We start from the raw sequence: 18,430 nt of genomic DNA on the forward strand, positions 1-18,430 counted from the left end.
CAGCGAACGCGAAATTATGGCGGATTCAATTACTTGCGTCAACCGCGCTGGCCAGGCCGCGCCCGGGGCCGGGAAGGTGGCCCGATGAGCGGTCCCCGGCTGCTGCGCTCGACCGCGGTGTTCAGCTCCATGACCCTGTTGTCGCGCCTCGCAGGCTTCGGCCGCGACATGCTGCAGGCGACCCTGTTCGGTACCGGTGGGGCGATGAGTGCCTTCATCGTGGCCTACCGGATCCCGAACTTCCTGCGCCGGGTGTTCGCCGAGGGCTCGATGGCCATGGCGTTCGTGCCGGTGCTCAACGAGATCAAGGAGCGGGGCGACAGGGACGCGCTCCGGTCGTTCATCGACCACATGGCCGGTGCGCTGTGCGCGGTGGTGATGGTGGTCTGCGCGCTGGGCATGCTCGCCGCGCCGCTCATCGCCCGCTTGTTCGCGCCGGGCTGGGCCGACCATCCCGAGCTGATGGCGCAGACCGCGCAGATGCTGAGGATTACGTTCCCGTACCTGCTCTTCATCTCGATGATGTCGCTGGCGGCCTCGATCCTCAACAGCACGGGCCGTTTCGGGCTGCCGGCCTTCACTCCGGTGCTGCACAACCTGACGATGATCGCGGCCATGTTCTGGCTGGCGCCCCGCTTCGAGGTGCCGCCGGTGGGGCTGGCGTGGGGCGTGCTGGTGGCCGGTGTGCTGCAGCTGGTACTGCTGTGGTCGGTGCTGGGGCGGCTGGGGTTGCGACCGAGGCTGCGCCCGGGCTTCGGGCATCCGGATGTACGCAAGGTCGCGCGGCTGATGCTGCCCACCCTGTTTTCGTCCTCCGTGGCGCAGGTGAACCTGATCGTCGGCACCGCGTTCGCTTCGCTGCTGGCGGCCGGAAGCGTGGACTGGCTTTACTACTCGGACCGCCTGGTCGAATTCCCGTTGGGGCTGTTCGGGGTGGCGCTGGGCACGGTGATCCTGCCCCACCTGTCGCGCCGGCACGCCGCTGCCGACGCCGAGGGCTACAACGCCTCGCTTGACTGGGCCCTGCGCATGGCCTTGCTGGCCGGCTTGCCGGCGGGCCTGGGCCTTTTGCTGCTGGCCGAGCCGATCACCGCCACGGTTTACAACTACGGGCACTTCACCAGTTTCGACACGCGCATGGCTGCGTACAGCCTGAGTGCGATGAGCCTGGGCGTACCGGCGTTCATGCTCAGCAAGGTGCTGGCGCCGGCATTCTTCTCCCGCCAGGACTCGAGGACGCCGATGCGCGCGGCGATCTGGACCGTCGTGGCCAACGTGGTGCTGACCGTCGCCATCGTCACGCCGCTGTGGCGGAACAACGTGCCGGGCAGCCATGCCGGCATCGCGCTGGCGACGGCACTGGCTGGAATGATCAACGCCTGGTTGCTGTGGAGGGTGCTGCGGCAATCCGGGCTCTACCGGCCCGCGCCTGGCTGGGGAAGGTTCGCGCTGCGCCTCGCGCTCGCCTGCGGGGCGATGGCGGTGACCGTGCTGGCGGCGCGGAGCTGGATCGGTGAGTGGACCGACCTCCACGGGGTCGCCACCCGGGTCGGCTGGCTGATGGGTGTCATCGCGGCCGGCGGCGTCTGCTACGGACTGGTCCTGCTCGCGCTGGGGCTGCGACCCCGGCATCTGCGTCACTGACCGCGTCGGCCTGCTGGCTGCGATTCCCGTGCCTGGCGGGTCGGTCCAGAAGGCGCCGCGCCGGCCGCGCCGGCTATACTTCGGCGTTCGGCCCGGGCCGGCGCCACGCCGGCGCCACGGGCGATCCACGGGTCTTGAAGAGATAGATGAGCAGGCTGTTCCGTGACGTCGATGGCGGGTCCCTGTGCCCGCGCGGCAGCGTGGTCTGCATCGGCGCCTTCGACGGCCTCCATCTGGGCCACCGGGCCCTGGTGCATCACGCCGTCGCGCGGGCGCAGGCGCTGGGCGTGCCCGCGGTGGCGCTGAGCTTCGAGCCGCTGCCCCGCGAATTCTTCGCCCGCGAAACGCCACCGCCGCGCCTGACCCTGCCGCGCGACCGGATCGAGGGCCTGCTTGGACTGGGCGTGGACCTGCTGGGCCTGCTGCGTTTCAACGCCGCGCTGTCGGCGATGCCGGCGGAGGACTTCGTCCGCCGCGTGCTTGCCGGCAGGCTGGGTGCGCGCGAGGTGTGGATCGGACCCGAGTTCCGCTTCGGCCACCGCCGTGGTGGCGACCTGGCCCTCCTGCAGGCCATGGGCGGCGAGCTCGGGTTCACCGCCGGCGAGATCGCACCGGTGCATGCGCAGGGCGATCGCGTTTCCAGTACCCGCATCCGCGAAGCGCTGCGCGCGGGCGACTTCAGCCAGGCGGCGGCCCTGCTCGGACGCCCGTACTCGATCGGTGGACGCGTGGTGCGTGGACGCCAGCTCGGCCGCACGCTCGGTTTTCCTACCGCCAACCTGCGTTTCCCCAAGGCGCCCGCGTTATCGGGGATCTATGCGACATGGGTCCATGGCGTCGGGCCGCAGCCGGCACCCTCGGTATCCAGCTTCGGTACCCGGCCAACCGTCGATGGCGTCGAGCCTTTGCTGGAAGCCCACCTGTTCGATTTCGCCGGCGACCTGTACGGGCGCCACCTGCAGGTCGAGTTCGTCGCCAAGCTGCGCGACGAAGAGAAGTTCGCCGACCTGCAGTCGCTGACGGAGCAGATGCACCGCGACGCGGCGCAGGCACGTCGCATCCTGGCCGAGGCCGCGATCCCCGCGCAGCCAGGTGCGGACTCCGACAGTTCCAACCCCTCGCAAGAATCCGCACATCCACGCGCGGATCTCGACAGTGCGAATCCTTCGCAAAAGCCCGCGCATCCGTGTGCGGACTCTTCAATAGACAACCTGGCCGCCGCGCGACGGTAGACGACGTGACCCAAGACTACAAAGCCACCCTCCACCTGCCGGCCACGGAATTTCCGATGCGCGGCGACCTGCCCAAGCGCGAGCCGGACACCCTGGCGCGCTGGGAAGCCGATGGCCTGTACGCGCAGCTGCGCGCGCATGCCCATGGCCGCCCGCTGTTCGTGCTGCACGACGGCCCGCCCTATGCGAACGGCGCGATCCACCTGGGCCATGCGGTCAACAAGATCCTCAAGGACATCATCGTCAAGTCCAAGTACCTGGCCGGCTTCGATGCGCCGTACGTGCCGGGTTGGGACTGCCATGGACTGCCGATCGAAATCGCGATCGAGAAGAAGTACGGCAAGGTCGGGGTGAAGCTCGACGCGGTCGAGTTCCGGCAGAAGTGCCGCGAGTACGCGCAGTCGCAGATCGAAATCCAGCGCAAGGACTTCAAGCGCCTGGGCGTGATCGGCGACTGGGACAACCCGTACATGACGCTGGATTTCCGCTTCGAGGCCAACGAGATCCGCGCGCTGGCCAAGATCGTCGACAACGGCCACCTGACCCGCGGCGTCAAACCCGTCCACTGGTGCTTCGACTGCGGTTCGGCATTGGCAGAGGCGGAGATCGAGTACCAGGACAAGGTTTCGCCGGCGATCGACGTGGCTTACGCCGCGCGTGACGCGCAGGCGCTCGGGCAGGCATTCGGCATCGAGGTGCCGGCGGATGTCGAGGTCGCCCTGCCGATCTGGACCACCACCCCGTGGACGCTGCCGGCCTCGCTGGCGGTGTCGCTGGGCCCGGACCTGGAATACGTGCTGGTGGAGGGGCCGCCGCACGAAGGCAAGCGCCGCTGGCTGGTGCTCGCCGATGCGCTGGCCGAGCGCGCGCTGCAGCGTTACGGCGTGACCGGGCTGGTGGTGCATGCACGGGTGCAAGGCGCCGCGCTGGAGAACCTGCTGTTCGCCCACCCGTTCTACGACGAACGCGATATCCCGGCCATCCTCGGTGACCACGTGTCGGCCGAAGACGGCACCGGCGCCGTGCATACCGCGCCCGGCCACGGCCAGGACGACTACGTGGTCGGCAAGCGCTACGGCCTGATCGACAAGTACACGGCCGCCCAGCTGAATCCGGTGGACGGGCGCGGCGTGTACCTGCCATCGACCCCTGCCGCCCACGGCGTCGAACTCGCGGGCCTGCATATCTGGAAGGCGAACGACGCGATCGTCGACGTGCTGAAGCAGGGCGGTGCGCTGCTCGCCTTCAGCAAGCTGGAGCACAGCTATCCGCACTGCTGGCGGCACAAGACCCCGATCGCGTTCCGCGCCACGCCGCAGTGGTTCATCTCGATGGAGCAGGCGGGACTTCGTGCCGATGCGCTGGCCGCAATCGACACCGTCACCTGGTACCCGGAGTGGGGCAAGGCCCGCATTGCCGGCATGGTCGAGGGGCGCCCGGACTGGACGATCTCGCGCCAGCGCACATGGGGCGTACCGATCGCGCTGTTCGTGCACCGCGAGACCGGTGAGCCGCATCCGCGCAGCATCGAACTGATGCGCGCCGTCGCCGACAGGGTCGAGCAGGGGGGCGTGGATGTCTGGTACACGCTGGAAGCCGCCGAACTGCTGGGCGACGAAGCGAAGGACTACGACAAGATCACCGATATCCTCGATGTCTGGTTCGATTCCGGCGTCACCCATGAAGCGGTCCTGCTCGAGCGTGGCCTGGGCAAGCCTGCCGACCTGTACCTGGAAGGTTCGGACCAGCATCGCGGCTGGTTCCAGTCTTCGCTGCTCACCGGCATCGCGATCGACAAGGCTGCGCCGTACCGGCAGTGCCTGACCCACGGATTCACCGTGGACGAGCATGGCCGCAAGATGTCCAAGTCGCTGGGCAACGGCATCGAGCCGCAGGACATCATGAAGACCCTGGGCGCGGACATCCTGCGCCTGTGGATCGCCTCGGCCGACTACAGCAACGAGATGTCGCTGTCGCAGGAAATCCTCAAGCGCAACGCCGACGCATACCGTCGCCTGCGCAACACCGCGCGCTTCCTGCTCGCCAACTTGCACGGCTTCGATCCGGCCAGCGACCTGCTGCCGCTGGAGGAAATGGTCGCGCTGGATCGCTGGATCGTGCATCGCGCCTTCGAGCTCCAGGAGAAGATCAAGGCTGCGTATGCACGTTACGACTTCGCTGAGATTGTGCAGGCGCTGCTCAATTTCTGCAGCGTCGACCTGGGCTCGCTGTACCTGGACGTCACCAAGGACCGCCTGTACACCATGCGTGGCGATTCGCGCGGCCGGCGCAGCGCACAGGGCGCGATGTACCGGATCGCTGAGGCGTTCGTGCGCTGGATCGCACCGGTGCTGAGCTTCACCGCCGACGAGCTGTGGGGATACCTGCCGGCGTCCACCGAGGGTGGGCGCCGTGAGGCGAACGTGCTGTTCGCCACCTGGTACGAAGGCCTTGCGCCGCTGCCGGCCGACGCGGATCTAGGCGCGGCCGATTTCGACAAGCTGCTGGCCCTGCGCGAACAGGTCGCCAAGGTGCTCGAGCCGATGCGGGCCAGCGGCCAGATCGGTGCGGCGCTGGAGGCGGAGATCACGCTGACCGCCGGCGCGGATGCGGCGTCGCACCTGCAGCCGCTGGCCGAGGAGCTGCGTTTCCTGTTCATCAGTGGCGACGTTTCGGTGGTCGCGGCGCAGACCGACGACATCTTCGTCAGCGCGCAACCGACCGGCAAGGTCAAGTGCGTGCGTTGCTGGCACCATCGCGCCGATGTCGGCGCGGATGCGTCGCACCCGGAGCTGTGCGGGCGCTGCGTCTCCAATATCGAAGGCCCGGGCGAAGATCGGAGGTGGTTCTGAGCATCACGACGACGCGGCCCAAGCCCAATGCGATGGCCTGGCTGCTGCTGTCCGCGGCGATCATCGTCCTGGACCAGTGGAGCAAGGCCTGGGTGCTGTCCAGCCTGCCCGAATACACCGCAGTGCCGGTGATCGACGGCTTCTGGAACTGGTACCGCACCTACAACACCGGCGCGGCCTTCAGCTTCCTGGCCGATGCCGGCGGCTGGCAGGCGATCTTCTTCACCGTGCTCGCCTTCGCCATCTGCGGCCTGCTGGGTTGGTGGCTGTGGCGCACGCCGCGCGGCGACTGGCGCCAGGCACTGCCTTACTCGCTGGTGATCGGTGGCGCGCTGGGCAACGTGATCGACCGTCTCGTCCATGGCCACGTGGTCGATTTCGTGCAGTGGTACTGGCGCGGGCACTACTGGCCGGCGTTCAACATCGCCGATGCGGCGATCGTCGGCGGGGCGGTGGGTATCGCGCTGTTCGGGTTGTTCGATGGCAAGCGGCGGAAGGCGGGTTCATGATGCCTGTGCGAGCCTTGTCGCCAGCCTCCGCCGCGCGCACTCCACCAACCGGGTCCTGAACCATGGACGTCATCCTCGCCAATCCCCGCGGTTTCTGCGCCGGCGTCGACCGCGCGATCGAGATCGTCAAGCGCGCCATCGAGAGCCTGGGCGCGCCGATCTACGTGCGCCACGAAGTCGTCCACAACCGGTTCGTGGTCGACGACCTAAAGGCCCGCGGCGCGGTGTTCGTCGAGGAGCTGGACGAAGTGCCGGACAACGCTACGGTGATCTTCAGTGCCCACGGCGTCTCGCGCGCGGTGCGCGAAGAGGCCGACCGGCGCGGGCTGAAGGTGTTCGACGCCACCTGTCCGCTGGTGACCAAGGTCCACTTCGAGGTCGCGCGGCATTGCCGTGCCGGACGCGACGTGGTCCTGATCGGCCATGCCGGCCATCCGGAGGTCGAGGGCACGATGGGGCAGTGGAGCCGCGAGAACGAAGGCGGTGCGATCCACCTGGTCGAGGACATCGACGGGGTCGCCACGCTGCAGGTCGGCCAGCCGGAAAACCTGGCCTACACGACCCAGACCACCCTGTCGGTGGACGATACGCGCGGGATCATCGAGGCCTTGCGCCAGCGTTATCCCGCGATCCAGGGGCCACGCCACGACGACATCTGCTACGCCACCCAGAATCGCCAGGACGCGGTGCGCGAACTGGCCGGGCGTTGCGACCTGGTGCTGGTGGTCGGCTCGCCGAACAGCTCCAATTCCAACCGACTGGCCGAGCTGGCCCGGCGCGAAGGCGTCGAGTCCTACCTGATCGACGGTGCGCACGAGATCGAGCCGTCGTGGGTGGCGGGCAAGCGCCACATCGGCCTGACGGCAGGCGCGTCCGCACCGCAGGTGCTGGTCGACGGGGTGATCGCGCGCCTGCGCGAACTGGGCGCCGAGGGCGTCAGCGAGCTGGACGGCGAGCCGGAAGACATGGTCTTCGCCCTGCCCAAGGAACTGCGACTGCGCCTGGTGGGCTGAGCGCGGGTGCGTTGCCGGGCGGTCGCCGCTACACCATGCGGATGTTGAGCTGGCGCAGCCGGCGCAGGATCTCGAACAGCAGCGCGCTGCGCGTGTTCCCCGCCTGCCTTGGCGTGGAGACGAAGCCGGTGGCGTTGAACAGCACCTGGCCCTTGTCGATGCCGTCGATCAGGACCGCCGGCGCCGGCGCGTCGAGGATGCCCGGATGTTCGCGGAACACCTCCAGCAGGAGGTCGCGGACCAGGTCCGCATCCGTGGCCAGCGGCATCGGCAGCACGATCTTCACCAGTCCCTCGGCGTTGGAGAAGGTGCGGTTGCGCACCGTCTTGGTGATCAGCTCCGAATTGGGCACCAGTACCGTGGTCCGGTCGCCGGTCTGGATCTCGGTGGCGCGCACGTTGATCCGGCGGATGTCGCCCTCGGCGTCGCCGACCACCACCCAGTCGCCGACCTTGACCGGGCGTTCGGCCAGCAGGATCAGGCCGGAAATGAAGTTCTGCACGATCGCCTGCAGGCCAAAGCCAATGCCGACCGACAGCGCGCTCGCGATCCACGCGATCCGCTCCAGGCCGACGCCGATGGCGGCCAGCGCCATCACCACGGCAAGCACCACCGTCGCGTAGCCGAACAGGCTCACGACCGAGGCGCGCATGCCCTCGTCCATCTTCGTGGTCGGCAGGTAGCGCCGCGCCAGCCAGCGCTTGACCAGGTGGAAGACCCCGGAAGCAAGCAGGAACACGCCGATCGCGCGGACCACGTTGGTGGGGCTGAGCACCAGCTCGCCGATGCTGATGCCGCGCGCCAGGCCGAGGGCGCGATCGATCAGGTCGTCGCCGCTGGCGCCGTAGGGCATGGCCAGCGCGATCAGGCCGACCAGCGCCAGCAAGGTGCGCAGCACCGCCGACAGCACCACCGCTATGCGTTCGACGTGGCGCGGATCCAGGCCGAAGCGGCTGTTGATCCGGCGTCCGGCCAGGCCCTTGGAGCCGAGCACCGAACAGACCAGGTCGTCGATGAAGCGCATGCCCAGGTAGAGCGTGGCGAGCACCACGCCCGTCCACAGCAGCTGAAGGGCGATGAAACCCGACAGCGCCACGTGGCCGGTCACCAGGCCGAGCAGGCAGATCGCCACGCCCACCCAGCCCACGCTGGTGGCGATGTTGATCCAGGGCCGGAAGTGCGGCTTTTCCGTGGCCGGCTCCGCGGCACCCGCCTCGGCAGCGGCCTGGCTGTATCGCGCATGCAGGCGGTGCACGCGCAGCAGGCCCAGCAGCACGGCCGATGTGGATACCAGCGCGGCCAGGGCGGTGAGTGCGACGGCCAAGGGCAGGCTCGCATTGACGAGCGCCGGAAGCTGCTGCGCGAAGCTCGCCACGATGATCGCCAAGGCCGCAGCCAGCGGCATCGGCCGCAGCGCACGCGCTCCTTCGTCCGAAATCGCGGGCAGGCGCCAGGAGGGGCTGCGTACTGCCAGCAGCACCGCGCCAACGGTGGTCACGAACGTGGCGAACACCAGCAGGCCACCGGCCAGTCCGGCAAGCTGGGCGACGGCAGCGGGTGGGTTGGCCGGCAGCAGCGCGGCATGCACCAGGCCTACGATCCACCAGGCGGCCAACGTCGACAGCAGCAGCCGGGCCATGGCCGGGGCGGAGCGGCGCAACGGTCCGGGCGGAATGTGCCTGCCGACCAGGCGCGGCACTTTGCGTGCGCCGAACCAGCCGACCACGACGGCGACCAGTGCGGCGAGCGCCAGGTAGAGGGACGAGCGCAGCGGGCCGGATTGCCAGCGTTGTGCGACGACCTGTCGGGTGTCCTTCCACAGGCCGGACAGGCGCGCATCGTCGCGCGCGCGGCTCTCGCCGAGGTCGCGCCAGAAGCGCGGGTGCCAGGGCGGGGTGGTGCGCTCGGACAGGGTCTGGTGGAAGTTCTCCTGGCGTTCGGCGGCGATCCTGTCCAGCAGCTGGCCGCTCTCCACCGAAGCCAGGCGGGCCTGGCGCAGCTCGGCATCCAGGTCGTTGCGCTGGCGCTGCAAGTCGCGCCGTTCGCGGGTGACCTCGGGGGCTTCCTGCCCTTGGGCGGCCGGACTGTCGCCCAGCTCGGCCAGGCGCGCGTCCAGGCTCTGCAGCTGGGGCGTGCGCTCGGCAACGGTCTTCTCTGCCTGCGCCTGCACCTTCAGGACCGCGTCGCGCGCGGACTGCAGCGAGGCGGCATCCTTGTCCTTGCCCTCGTCCAGCTGCACTCCGATCCGTTCGAGCTGCTGCCGCCCCTGGTCCAGCGACGGCACCTGGGCCCGCGCCGGCCAGGTCGCGGCCAGAAGCAGGAGCAGGATCAGGGCGATCGGCGTGGTCGGGGCGCGACGATGCATGCGGTATGCGGAAGCAGGGGCGGGAAGGCTACGTTAGCACCGGTCATGACGGCGCCCCGTGCAGGGACGACGCGCCGCGGCGCCATCGCAAACGAAAAACCCCGCCGAAGCGGGGCTTTTCGCGATCTGGTGCCGGAAATAGGAATCGAACCTACGACCTACGCATTACGAATGCGCCGCTCTACCAACTGAGCTATTCCGGCGTTGCCCGGCCGCACGGATGTGGTCGGGGCGGGAATTCTAACGGTTCGGAGGCGGGCAGGCCAGACGGGATGCGATGTCCCGCGTCTCGCCAGTGGAGACCGGGCGCGGCTACAGTGGCTTCCCCTCCCGGTTCCTCCCGCATCCCGTGGCCAAGCTTTCCGCCAAATCCACCGCGCGCACCGCCTATGTCTGCGGCGAATGCGGCGCCGAATACAGCAAGTGGCAAGGCCAGTGCGGCGAATGCGGCGCCTGGAACGCCCTTTCGCAGGTCGTGCTGGAGCCTGCAGGCGCCGCCGCCGGTGGGCCGCCGGTGGCCCGGCGCGGAGGCTGGGCCGGCAAGGTCGATCCGCCGAAGGTCACCGCGCTTAAGGATGTCAGCCACGCCGCGGAGACGCGCGTGTCCACCGGCATCGGCGAACTGGACCGGGTGCTGGGCGGGGGACTGGTCGAAGGCGCGGTGGTGCTGGTCGGCGGCGATCCCGGCATCGGCAAGTCGACCCTGTTGCTGCAGGCGCTGGCGAAGATGGCCGCGCAGCTGCCGGCGCTCTACGTCACCGGCGAAGAATCGCTCGCCCAGGTCGCCGGCCGGGCGATGCGCCTGGACCTGCCGCTGGACAACCTGCACGCGCTGGCCGAGACCGGGATCGAGTCGATCCTGCAGCACGCCGTGCAGGCGCAGCCGAAGCTGATCGTGGCCGATTCGGTGCAGACCCTGTGGACGGAATCGCTCACCGCCGCACCGGGCTCGGTCAGCCAGGTGCGCGAGAGCGCCGCGCGGCTGGTGCGCTACGCCAAGGAAACCGGCACCGCGGTGTTCCTGGTCGGCCATGTCACCAAGGAGGGTGGCATCGCCGGCCCGCGCGTGCTCGAGCACATGGTCGACGCGGTGCTGTATTTCGAAGGGGAGAGCGGCAGCCGCTTCCGCGTGCTGCGCGCGTTCAAGAACCGCTTCGGCGCGGTCAACGAGCTGGGCGTGTTCGCGATGGGCGACAAGGGACTGAAGGAAGTCCCGAATCCGTCGGCGATCTTCCTGTCCGGCAGTTCGCAGCAGCCGGGCAGCTGCGTGATGGTGACCCGCGAAGGCACCCGTCCTTTGCTGGTGGAGGTGCAGGCGCTGGTTGACTCCTCGCCACTGTCCAATCCACGCCGGGTCACGGTCGGCCTGGAGCAGAACCGGCTGGCGATGCTGCTGGCGGTGCTGCACCGGCACGGCGGCGTGGCGGTCGGCGACCAGGACGTGTTCGTGAATGTCGTGGGCGGCATCCGCGTGCAGGAAACCGCCGCCGACCTGCCGGTGCTGCTGGCGGTGCTGTCTTCCTTGCGCGACAGGCCGCTGTCGGAAAAGACGGTGGCGTTCGGCGAAGTCGGTTTGTCGGGCGAGATCCGTCCGGTGCCCAACGGCGAGGAGCGCCTGCGCGAGGCGGCCACCCATGGCTTCCGTCGCGCGATCGTGCCCAAGGCCAACGTGCCCAAGTCGGCTCGCTACAAGGACATGGAAGTGATCGCGGTGGAACGCCTCGCCGACGCGCTGGAACAGGCGTGAGGCCGCCAGCGTGAGATCGCCGGAACCCGCCGGCGCGATGCCGGTCGCGCGCTGGATTTCGCTGTTGCTGCACCCTTTCGCCGTCTTCATCGCACTGGTGCTGGTCGCGGCCTGGCGGCTGGATCCGGCATCGTTGCCGCGTGCGTTGGCCGGCATGGTGTTCGTGGTCGCGGTGGTCTGGATGTTCGTATGGCGGCGCTGGCGCAGCGGGCGCTGGAGCACGGTGGACGCCTCGAACCGGCAGGAGCGACCGCTGCTTTACGGCCTGGCGCTGCTGCTGGCCGCGGGCTACTGGTGGTGGCTGGGTGGCGCTGCGTCGGCGATGTCGACCGGCGTGCTGGCGGCTACGGCCATGATCTGCGTGGCCGGACTGGCCAACCGCTGGATCAAGCTGTCGCTGCACATGGCCAGCCTGGCGTTCGCCGGCATCGCGATGCTTGCGCTGTGGTGGCCGGGTGGCGCCGTGCTGCTCCTGCTCGCGCCGCTGCTGGCCTGGTCGCGCTTGCGCATGGGGCGGCATACGGGGGCAGAGGTGGCCGGTGGCATGGCACTCGGTGTGCTCGCCGGCGCAACGCTCCTGTTTCTGTAGGGCGGCTCGCGCGGGGGGCGTGCAGGAGGCAGCGAAGGCCAGCCGCTCCGCGAAAGCATCATGGGCAAGCGGAGGCGGGGCATGGAAGTGGCCGCCCGCTGGCACCGTGTCGGGCGCGAACCGCAGGGAGGCGACGCAGGATCGCTGCGTTCCCGCCTCAGCCCTGGAGCAGGACGAGCTCCATCACGAACTTGCTGCCGAAGAAGGCCAGCAGCAGCAGCGCCATCGCGGTCAGCGTCCAGTGCACGGCGCGGATGCCGCGCCAGCCGTAACGCCAGCGGCCCAGCAGCAGGCCGCCGAACACCAGCCAGGACAGGACGCTGAGCACGGTCTTGTGGACAAGGTGCTGCGAAAGGAAATCTTCGACGAACAGGACGCCTGTCAGCAGGGTCAGCGTAAGCAGGATGAAGCCGACCGCGATCGTGCGGAAAAGCAGCATTTCCAGTTCGGTGAGCGGCGGCAGCGCACGCAGCCACGCATGGAATTCGCGCCGCCGCAGCGCGCGCTCCTGCGCCCAAAGCATCACCGCCAGCAGCGCGGCGATCGCCAGCGTCGCGTAGGCGAGGAGGGCCAGCCAGGCATGCAGCTGCACGCGCCAGTCCAGCGTCGGCGACGGTGCATGGCCGCGCCAGTGATAGAGCGCCAGCAACGCCGCCGCCAACGGGAGGGCGAACACGCCCAGCGCGGCCATCCGCCCCCGCGCGCCGACCGCGGTGGTCATCGCCGCGATGCCCAGGCTCACCAGGGACAGCGCCGAAAAGAAGTGCATGTCCGGGCCGCCCGCGGTCTGCCAGGCCACCGCCAGGTGGTAGCCCCCGTGCAGGAGCAAGCCCAGCAGCGCCGGTGGCAGCCAGGTGCGCGAAGGCCCGGAGCGGTTCACGGCGACCGCGCGGAACAGCAGCAGGGTTGCGAGCAGGTAGGCCGCGATGGCGATGAGAACGATTGTCATCGATTGAGTGTCGCACACGCACCGGAGCCGAAGGAATGGCGACCCACCGGCCGCAGCGCGCACGGTCGCCGTCGCCGGAGGACGGTCTTCGCCGCGGGCTATAATCGCCGGCCGCTTTCCGCCTTCCGGTCCGCCCGCATGTTCGAATCCCTGACCCAGCGCCTGTCCGGCACCATGGAGCGCCTGCGCGGTCGCGGCCGCCTGACCGAATCCAACATCACCGAGGCCACCCGCGAGGTGCGCATCGCACTGCTCGAGGCCGACGTCGCCCTGCCGGTGGTCCAGGCCCTGATCCAGCGGATCAAGGTGCGTGCGGTCGGCCAGGAAGTGCTGAAGTCGCTGACCCCGGGCCAGGCCCTGATCAAGATCGTCCGCGACGAACTGACCGCGGTGATGGGTTCGCAGGCCAGCGACCTCAACCTGAATGTCCCCGCGCCGGCGGTGATCCTGATGGCGGGCCTGCAGGGCGCCGGCAAGACCACGACCGTGGGCAAGCTGGCCAAGCACCTGAAGGAGAAGCGCAAGAAGAAGGTGATGGTGGTCAGCGCCGACGTCTACCGTCCGGCCGCGATCGAACAGCTCAAGACCCTGGCCGAGCAGACCGGCGTGCTGTTCTTCCCCTCCGCGGCCGGGCAGAAGCCCGAAGACATCGTCCGCGCCGCGATCGTGGATGCGCGCCGCTCCTTCGCCGACGTGCTGATCGTCGATACCGCCGGCCGCCTCGCCATCGACGAAGCGATGATGGCCGAGATCAAGGTGCTGCACGGCGCGGTCAACCCGGCCGAGACCCTGTTCGTGGTCGACGCCATGACCGGCCAGGACGCGGCCAACACCGCCAAGGCCTTCGCCGAGGCGCTGCCGCTCACCGGCGTGGTGCTGACCAAGACCGACGGCGATGCCCGGGGCGGTGCCGCGCTGTCGGTGCGCTACATCACCGGCAAGCCGATCAAGTTCGTCGGCACCGGCGAGAAGACCGATGGCCTGGACGTGTTCCACCCCGATCGCGTCGCCGCGCGCATCCTCGACATGGGCGACGTGCTGTCGCTGGTCGAGCAGGTCGAACAGAGCGTCGACCAGGAGAAGGCGGCCAAGCTCGCCGCCAAGGTCGCCAAGGGCAAGAAGTTCGACCTCAACGACATGCGCGACCAGCTCGAGCAGATGCAGAACATGGGCGGCATTGCCGGCCTCATGGACAAGCTGCCGGGCCTGGGCCAGGTGCCCGAGCACCTCAAGGCGCAGGTCTCCCAGAGCCGCGAGGTGCCGCGGATGATGGCGATCATCGGCTCGATGACGCTGAAGGAACGCCGCAACCCGGACCTGCTCAACGGTTCGCGCCGCGCCCGCATCGCCCGCGGTTCGGGCACCACGCCGGCCGACGTCAACAAGCTGCTCAAGCAGTACCAGCAGATGGAAAAAATGATGGGCAAGCTGGGCCGCGGCGGCATGAAGGGCATGATGCGCGGCCTGCAGGGGATGATGGGTGGCGGCATGGGCGGGCGCGGCGGCCTGCCGTTCCGCTGAGCACGCCATGCGCGACGCTTCCAATCCTGGCGTCGCTGCGGTGAACGCGGGCGACGGCCCGATCGTGCTGCTCAACGGCGAAGATGCCGGCGCCGATGCGTTGCGCATGCTCGCCCTGGTCAACTACGGCCACTTCACCTCGTTGCAGGTGCGCGACGGCGCGGTGCAGGGCCTGGGCCTGCACCTGGATCGGCTGCGCCAGGGCAACGCCGAACTGTTCGATGCGGACTTCGATGCCGACGCGGTGCGCGGCTGGATGCGGCAGGCCGCGCAGGCCCGTGGCGGCGACTGCTCGATGCGGGTCACGCTGTTCTCGCGGCAGTTCGACCACCGCCACGCCCTGCGCCCGGTGGGCGTCGACGTGCTGGTGTCCGCCTCGGCGCCGCTGGCGCCGACGTCGCGCTCCCTGCGGCTGCAGACCCGCGTTTTCAGTCGCCCCGTGCCACAGCTCAAGCACGTGGGAACCTTCCCCCTGGTCCATCACCGCCGGCAGGCATTGAGGGCCGGTTACGACGACGCGCTGTTCGTCGACGGCGATGGCCCGCAGGCCCGGGTCTCGGAGGGGTCGTTCTGGAACGTCGGCTTCTGGGATGGCCGCCAGGTGGTCTGGCCCGATGCCCCGGCGCTGCGGGGTACCAGCGAGCGCCTGCTCCAGCAGGGGCTGGCGGCCGCCGGGGTGGGGCAGCAGGTCCGGCCCGTGGTGCTGGCCGACCTTGCCGGCTTCCAGGCGGCCTTCGCCGCCAACGCCAATGGCGTGCAGCCGGTCGCCTCGATCGACGGGGTCGTCTATCCGGAAGAGGGCTGGGAGCCGGTGCTGGCGCTGCTGGGAGCCGCCGCCCGTCCCGCCCCTGCGGAGCCGCTCTAGCCCCGGCTGCAGGCTGAACCCCGGTATCCGCCTCGCCCGGCAAGGTTGTTCGAGCCGGTTCAGTGACTTACAATTCGCGGCTTACCTCGCCACCCTGGCGACTGGGCAACACCGAGAAACCACCATGGTCAAGATCCGTCTCACCCGCGGCGGCGCCAAGAAGCGCCCGTTCTACCACATCATCGTCACCGACTCGCGTAGCGCCCGCGACGGCCGCAACATCGAGCGCGTCGGTTACTACAACCCGGTCGCTTCCGGCAACGATCAGCGCATCGTGCTGGACCTCGCCCGCGTCGACCATTGGGTCGGCCACGGTGCGCAGCTGACCGAGAAGGTCCGCAACCTGTACAAGGAAGCGACCAAGATCCAGGCGACCGCCGCCTGATCCGGCAGGCCGCCGAAACCGGCGGCCGCCTTGCCTGCAATAACGGCTCAATGAACGAAGACGCCGGGCGCCCGTCCCCACCACGCAAGCTGGTTCTGCTGGGTCGGGTGCTGGGCGCCTTCGGCGTGCGTGGCGATGTCCGGCTTGAGTCCTGGACCGAGCCGCGTGCGCAGATCTTCCGCTACCAGCCCTGGATCCTGCGCACGCCTTCCGGGGTAGAGCGGGAACTGGCCGGCGCGCGGGGTCGGGATACCGGCAAGCACGTCGTCGCCACGCTCCCGGGTTGCGACGACCGCGACGCCGCCGAAGCCATGCGCGGCACCGAGATCCTCGTTCCGCGCGAAACGCTGCCGCCGCCGGCGGCCGGCGAGTACTACTGGATCGACCTGGAAGGCATGCGCGTGGTTACCGTCGAAGGTGTGGTGCTGGGCGAGGTGGCGCACATGCTGTCCACCGGCGCCAACGATGTGATGGTGGTGCGTGGCGAGCGCGAACGCCTGTTGCCTTTCGTCCAGCCCGACTACGTGACCTCGGTGGATTTCGGGACCGGCACGATCACGGTCGACTGGGATCCCGAATTCTGAGGCGCTCCGGCCCCCGGGCCGGGCCCTGTACCGGATAGCCATGCCGGCCTGGCCGGCGGGAGTCGCGATGCGCATCGACATCGTCAGCCTGTTTCCCGAGTTCGTCGACCAGTGCGCCGGCTTCGGCGTGGTCGGGCGTGCGCGCGAGCGTGGCCTGGTGTCGCTGCAGGGCTGGAACCCGCGCGACTACGCCGAGGGCAACTACCGCAAGGTCGACGACCGCACCTTCGGGGGCGGACCGGGCATGGTCATGCTGGTCGAGCCGCTGCGTCGCTGCCTGGCCGCGATGCGCGAGGCCGACCCGGTGCGTCCGCATGTCGTCTATCTCACGCCCCAGGGGCGGCCGCTGGACCAGGCCAAGGTCCGCGAGCTGGCGGCGTTGCCCCGGCTGGCGCTGCTGTGCGGCCGCTACGAAGGGGTCGACGAGCGCCTCGTCCAGGCCGAAGTGGACGAGGAGGTCTCCATCGGCGACTACGTCCTGTCCGGCGGCGAGCTGGCCGCGGCGGTGGTCGTGGATGCGGTGGCGCGGCTGCAGGAGGGGGCGTTGAACGACGCCGATTCGGCCAGCCAGGACAGTTTCGAGGACGGCCTGCTGGATTGCCCGCACTACAGCCATCCGGTCGAGCACGCATACGGCACGGTCCCGGAGGTGCTGCGTTCGGGCAACCATGCCGCGATTGCCCGCTGGCGCCGGCAGCAGGCGCTGGGCCGGACCTGGCAACGACGCCCGGACCTGCTGGCGGGGCGGGCCCTGTCCAAGGCCGACCAGGCCCTGCTGGACGCCTGGCGCAGGGAGCAGGGCGGGGAAGGCCAGGACGGAACTCCGGGCCGGTAGCCCCGCGGCGCTCAAGCCGTTACAATGCCGGGTTCCTGCGGGCGGTTCCGCCCTGACTGGACCCCATAACAATTACGTGCGGCGCAGTCCTGCGACCGCATCGGCCCGAGTTGTCGTCCACGACACGCCCACCCGAACACATTGAGTCGGTCACCATGAGCAAGCTGAACAAGTCCATCGTCGCGGAATTCGAATCCGCCCAGATCACCCGCGAACTGCCGAAGTTCAGCCAGGGCGACACCGTCGTGGTGAACGTCAAGGTCAAGGAAGGCAACCGCGAGCGCGTGCAGGCCTATGAAGGCGTGGTCATCGGCATCAAGAACGCCGGGCTGAACTCCGCGTTCACCGTGCGCAAGATCTCGCACGGCTACGGCGTCGAGCGCGTCTTCCAGACCCACAGCGCCATCATCGACTCGGTCGACGTGAAGCGCCGCGGCAAGGTCCGCTCCGGCAAGCTGTATTACCTGCGCGGCCTGGAAGGCAAGGCTGCCCGCATCAAGGAAGACCTGGCCGCCGTGGCCAAGGCGAAGGCCGAGAAGGCCGCCGCCGGCGCCTGATCGCCGCTTCCCGATGCACCGCAACGGCCGCCGCGAGGCGGCCGTTTGCGTTTCCGCGTCCGGGCCGGGACGGTCACCGCACGCGGCGATGAGCACCGAGAGGCCGATGAAGAACGTCGCGCTGGTTCCCATCACCCGCCGCGCCTGCATCGTGTCGTGCGCACCGATCGCCTGCGCGATCAGGATGGTCGCGGCCATGCCGATGCCGAACACCGAGCCGATCAGGAAGAACATGATGTTGTTGGCGTTGGCCGCCGCGGTCAGCGCGTCCTCGCCGAGGAAGCGGCCGATCCACACCGCATTGACCGAACCGTTGAGCGACTGGGCGATGTTGCCGCCCAGGATGGGCAGCGCGAACAGCAGCAGGTTGCGGCCGATCGGGCCGGTGGTCAGGTCGCGGGAGCGCGGGCTCATGCTGGCGTCGTCCAGGTCCGGCGCGCACACTAGCACCGGGCCCGTTCAAGGAGTGCGGCCATGGCGTCGGGCCGGAAGGAAACCCGCGTGCGGTGGACGATCGTGGCGTCGCTGCTCGCGATGGCGGGATGCGCAGGCAGCGCGCACCATGCCGCGCTGGAGTCGACCGACTCGTGGTGTTCCGGCCAGTACCGCGCCCACGACGGCGTTGCGCCGGCACCGGCGAACCTGTCGGACAAGGAACGTGGACGCTACGACGACAGGACCCGGGACTACCATGTCTCGCAGCAATGCCAGCGCGAAGCGGAGCGCAGCGTGAGGCACCGGATTCCCGACGTGCCGCGCCCGCGCGTGCAGTGAGCGGAGTGC

General features: G+C 69.3%; 16 protein-coding genes, 1 tRNA gene and 1 pseudogene. 14 read left to right on the plus strand and 4 right to left on the minus strand.

Translation table 11 applies throughout. The features are described 5' to 3' along the window. The first annotated feature begins 84 nt into the window (after positions 1 to 84). From murJ to ispH, 5 genes are all read left to right on the plus strand, one after another. On the plus strand, positions 85 to 1,644 hold the full coding sequence (murJ, locus tag MNQ95_RS11615) for a murein biosynthesis integral membrane protein MurJ (protein WP_241952963.1): 1,560 nt from the start codon (positions 85 to 87) through the stop codon (positions 1,642 to 1,644). Between the two features lie 146 nt (positions 1,645 to 1,790). Beyond that, entirely contained in the window at positions 1,791 to 2,876 is a 1,086-nt protein-coding gene (locus MNQ95_RS11620) for a bifunctional riboflavin kinase/FAD synthetase (protein ID WP_241952964.1), read from the plus strand. 5 nt (positions 2,877 to 2,881) lie between these two features. Then, positions 2,882 to 5,728: an isoleucine--tRNA ligase gene (gene ileS, locus MNQ95_RS11625; RefSeq protein WP_241952965.1), complete on the plus strand. Its 2,847-nt coding sequence runs from the start codon at positions 2,882 to 2,884 to the stop codon at positions 5,726 to 5,728. A 32-nt stretch (positions 5,729 to 5,760) separates the two neighbouring features. Then, positions 5,761 to 6,237 (plus strand): signal peptidase II, encoded by a 477-nt coding sequence (lspA, locus tag MNQ95_RS11630; RefSeq protein WP_162410717.1) that lies wholly within the window; start codon positions 5,761 to 5,763, stop codon positions 6,235 to 6,237. A 62-nt stretch (positions 6,238 to 6,299) separates the two neighbouring features. Next, positions 6,300 to 7,250, plus strand: coding sequence for a 4-hydroxy-3-methylbut-2-enyl diphosphate reductase (gene ispH, locus MNQ95_RS11635; RefSeq protein WP_241952966.1), 951 nt, complete (start codon positions 6,300 to 6,302; stop codon positions 7,248 to 7,250). Between the two features lie 28 nt (positions 7,251 to 7,278). Here the strand turns inward: ispH and MNQ95_RS11640 are convergent, their stop codons facing one another. Then, positions 7,279 to 9,615 carry a DUF3772 domain-containing protein gene (locus MNQ95_RS11640; protein WP_241952967.1) on the minus strand — a complete coding sequence of 779 codons (2,337 nt, stop codon included), beginning with the start codon at positions 9,613 to 9,615 and terminating at the stop codon, positions 7,279 to 7,281. A gap of 127 nt (positions 9,616 to 9,742) precedes the next feature. Next, positions 9,743 to 9,818, minus strand: a tRNA-Thr gene (locus MNQ95_RS11645). A 146-nt stretch (positions 9,819 to 9,964) separates the two neighbouring features. On the opposite strand from MNQ95_RS11645, the gene radA reads away from it, so the two are divergent. Together radA and MNQ95_RS11655 are read left to right on the plus strand one after the other, a co-directional pair. Continuing rightward, positions 9,965 to 11,362, plus strand: coding sequence for a DNA repair protein RadA (gene radA / locus MNQ95_RS11650; protein WP_241952968.1), 1,398 nt, complete (start codon positions 9,965 to 9,967; stop codon positions 11,360 to 11,362). A gap of 64 nt (positions 11,363 to 11,426) precedes the next feature. Then, positions 11,427 to 11,951 carry a hypothetical protein gene (locus MNQ95_RS11655; protein WP_162410713.1) on the plus strand — a complete coding sequence of 175 codons (525 nt, stop codon included), beginning with the start codon at positions 11,427 to 11,429 and terminating at the stop codon, positions 11,949 to 11,951. A 157-nt stretch (positions 11,952 to 12,108) separates the two neighbouring features. On the opposite strand, the gene MNQ95_RS11660 is transcribed toward MNQ95_RS11655, so the two are convergent. Beyond that, positions 12,109 to 12,900 carry a cytochrome C assembly family protein gene (locus MNQ95_RS11660; protein ID WP_241952969.1) on the minus strand — a complete coding sequence of 264 codons (792 nt, stop codon included), beginning with the start codon at positions 12,898 to 12,900 and terminating at the stop codon, positions 12,109 to 12,111. A gap of 138 nt (positions 12,901 to 13,038) precedes the next feature. On the opposite strand from MNQ95_RS11660, the gene ffh reads away from it, so the two are divergent. The 6 genes from ffh to rplS all read left to right on the plus strand — a co-directional run bounded on the left by ffh (position 13,039) and on the right by rplS (position 17,647). Continuing rightward, complete coding sequence (gene ffh, locus MNQ95_RS11665; RefSeq protein ID WP_162410711.1) at positions 13,039 to 14,421, plus strand: signal recognition particle protein; 1,383 nt, start codon at positions 13,039 to 13,041, stop codon at positions 14,419 to 14,421. A gap of 7 nt (positions 14,422 to 14,428) precedes the next feature. Continuing rightward, positions 14,429 to 15,286 (plus strand): aminotransferase class IV, encoded by an 858-nt coding sequence (locus MNQ95_RS11670; protein WP_241952970.1) that lies wholly within the window; start codon positions 14,429 to 14,431, stop codon positions 15,284 to 15,286. Between the two features lie 124 nt (positions 15,287 to 15,410). Further along, positions 15,411 to 15,671 (plus strand): 30S ribosomal protein S16, encoded by a 261-nt coding sequence (rpsP, locus tag MNQ95_RS11675; RefSeq protein ID WP_162410709.1) that lies wholly within the window; start codon positions 15,411 to 15,413, stop codon positions 15,669 to 15,671. Between the two features lie 50 nt (positions 15,672 to 15,721). Further along, on the plus strand, positions 15,722 to 16,255 hold the full coding sequence (rimM, locus tag MNQ95_RS11680; RefSeq protein WP_241952971.1) for a ribosome maturation factor RimM: 534 nt from the start codon (positions 15,722 to 15,724) through the stop codon (positions 16,253 to 16,255). 67 nt (positions 16,256 to 16,322) lie between these two features. Then, positions 16,323 to 17,090, plus strand: a complete 768-nt coding sequence (trmD, locus tag MNQ95_RS11685) for a tRNA (guanosine(37)-N1)-methyltransferase TrmD (RefSeq protein ID WP_241952972.1) — start codon at positions 16,323 to 16,325, stop codon at positions 17,088 to 17,090. A gap of 155 nt (positions 17,091 to 17,245) precedes the next feature. Further along, positions 17,246 to 17,647: a 50S ribosomal protein L19 gene (rplS, locus tag MNQ95_RS11690; RefSeq protein ID WP_162410706.1), complete on the plus strand. Its 402-nt coding sequence runs from the start codon at positions 17,246 to 17,248 to the stop codon at positions 17,645 to 17,647. A gap of 75 nt (positions 17,648 to 17,722) precedes the next feature. On the opposite strand, the pseudogene MNQ95_RS11695 reads toward rplS, so the two are convergent. After that, positions 17,723 to 18,061, minus strand: a pseudogene (locus MNQ95_RS11695) (MATE family efflux transporter); the annotation flags it as partial. Between the two features lie 87 nt (positions 18,062 to 18,148). On the opposite strand from MNQ95_RS11695, the gene MNQ95_RS11700 reads away from it, so the two are divergent. Then, positions 18,149 to 18,421: a hypothetical protein gene (locus MNQ95_RS11700; RefSeq protein ID WP_241952973.1), complete on the plus strand. Its 273-nt coding sequence runs from the start codon at positions 18,149 to 18,151 to the stop codon at positions 18,419 to 18,421. Positions 18,422 to 18,430 lie beyond the last annotated feature (9 nt).

Origin of the sequence: Pseudoxanthomonas daejeonensis, assembly GCF_022637495.1 — a bacterium.
Lineage (GTDB): Bacteria > Pseudomonadota > Gammaproteobacteria > Xanthomonadales > Xanthomonadaceae > Pseudoxanthomonas > Pseudoxanthomonas daejeonensis.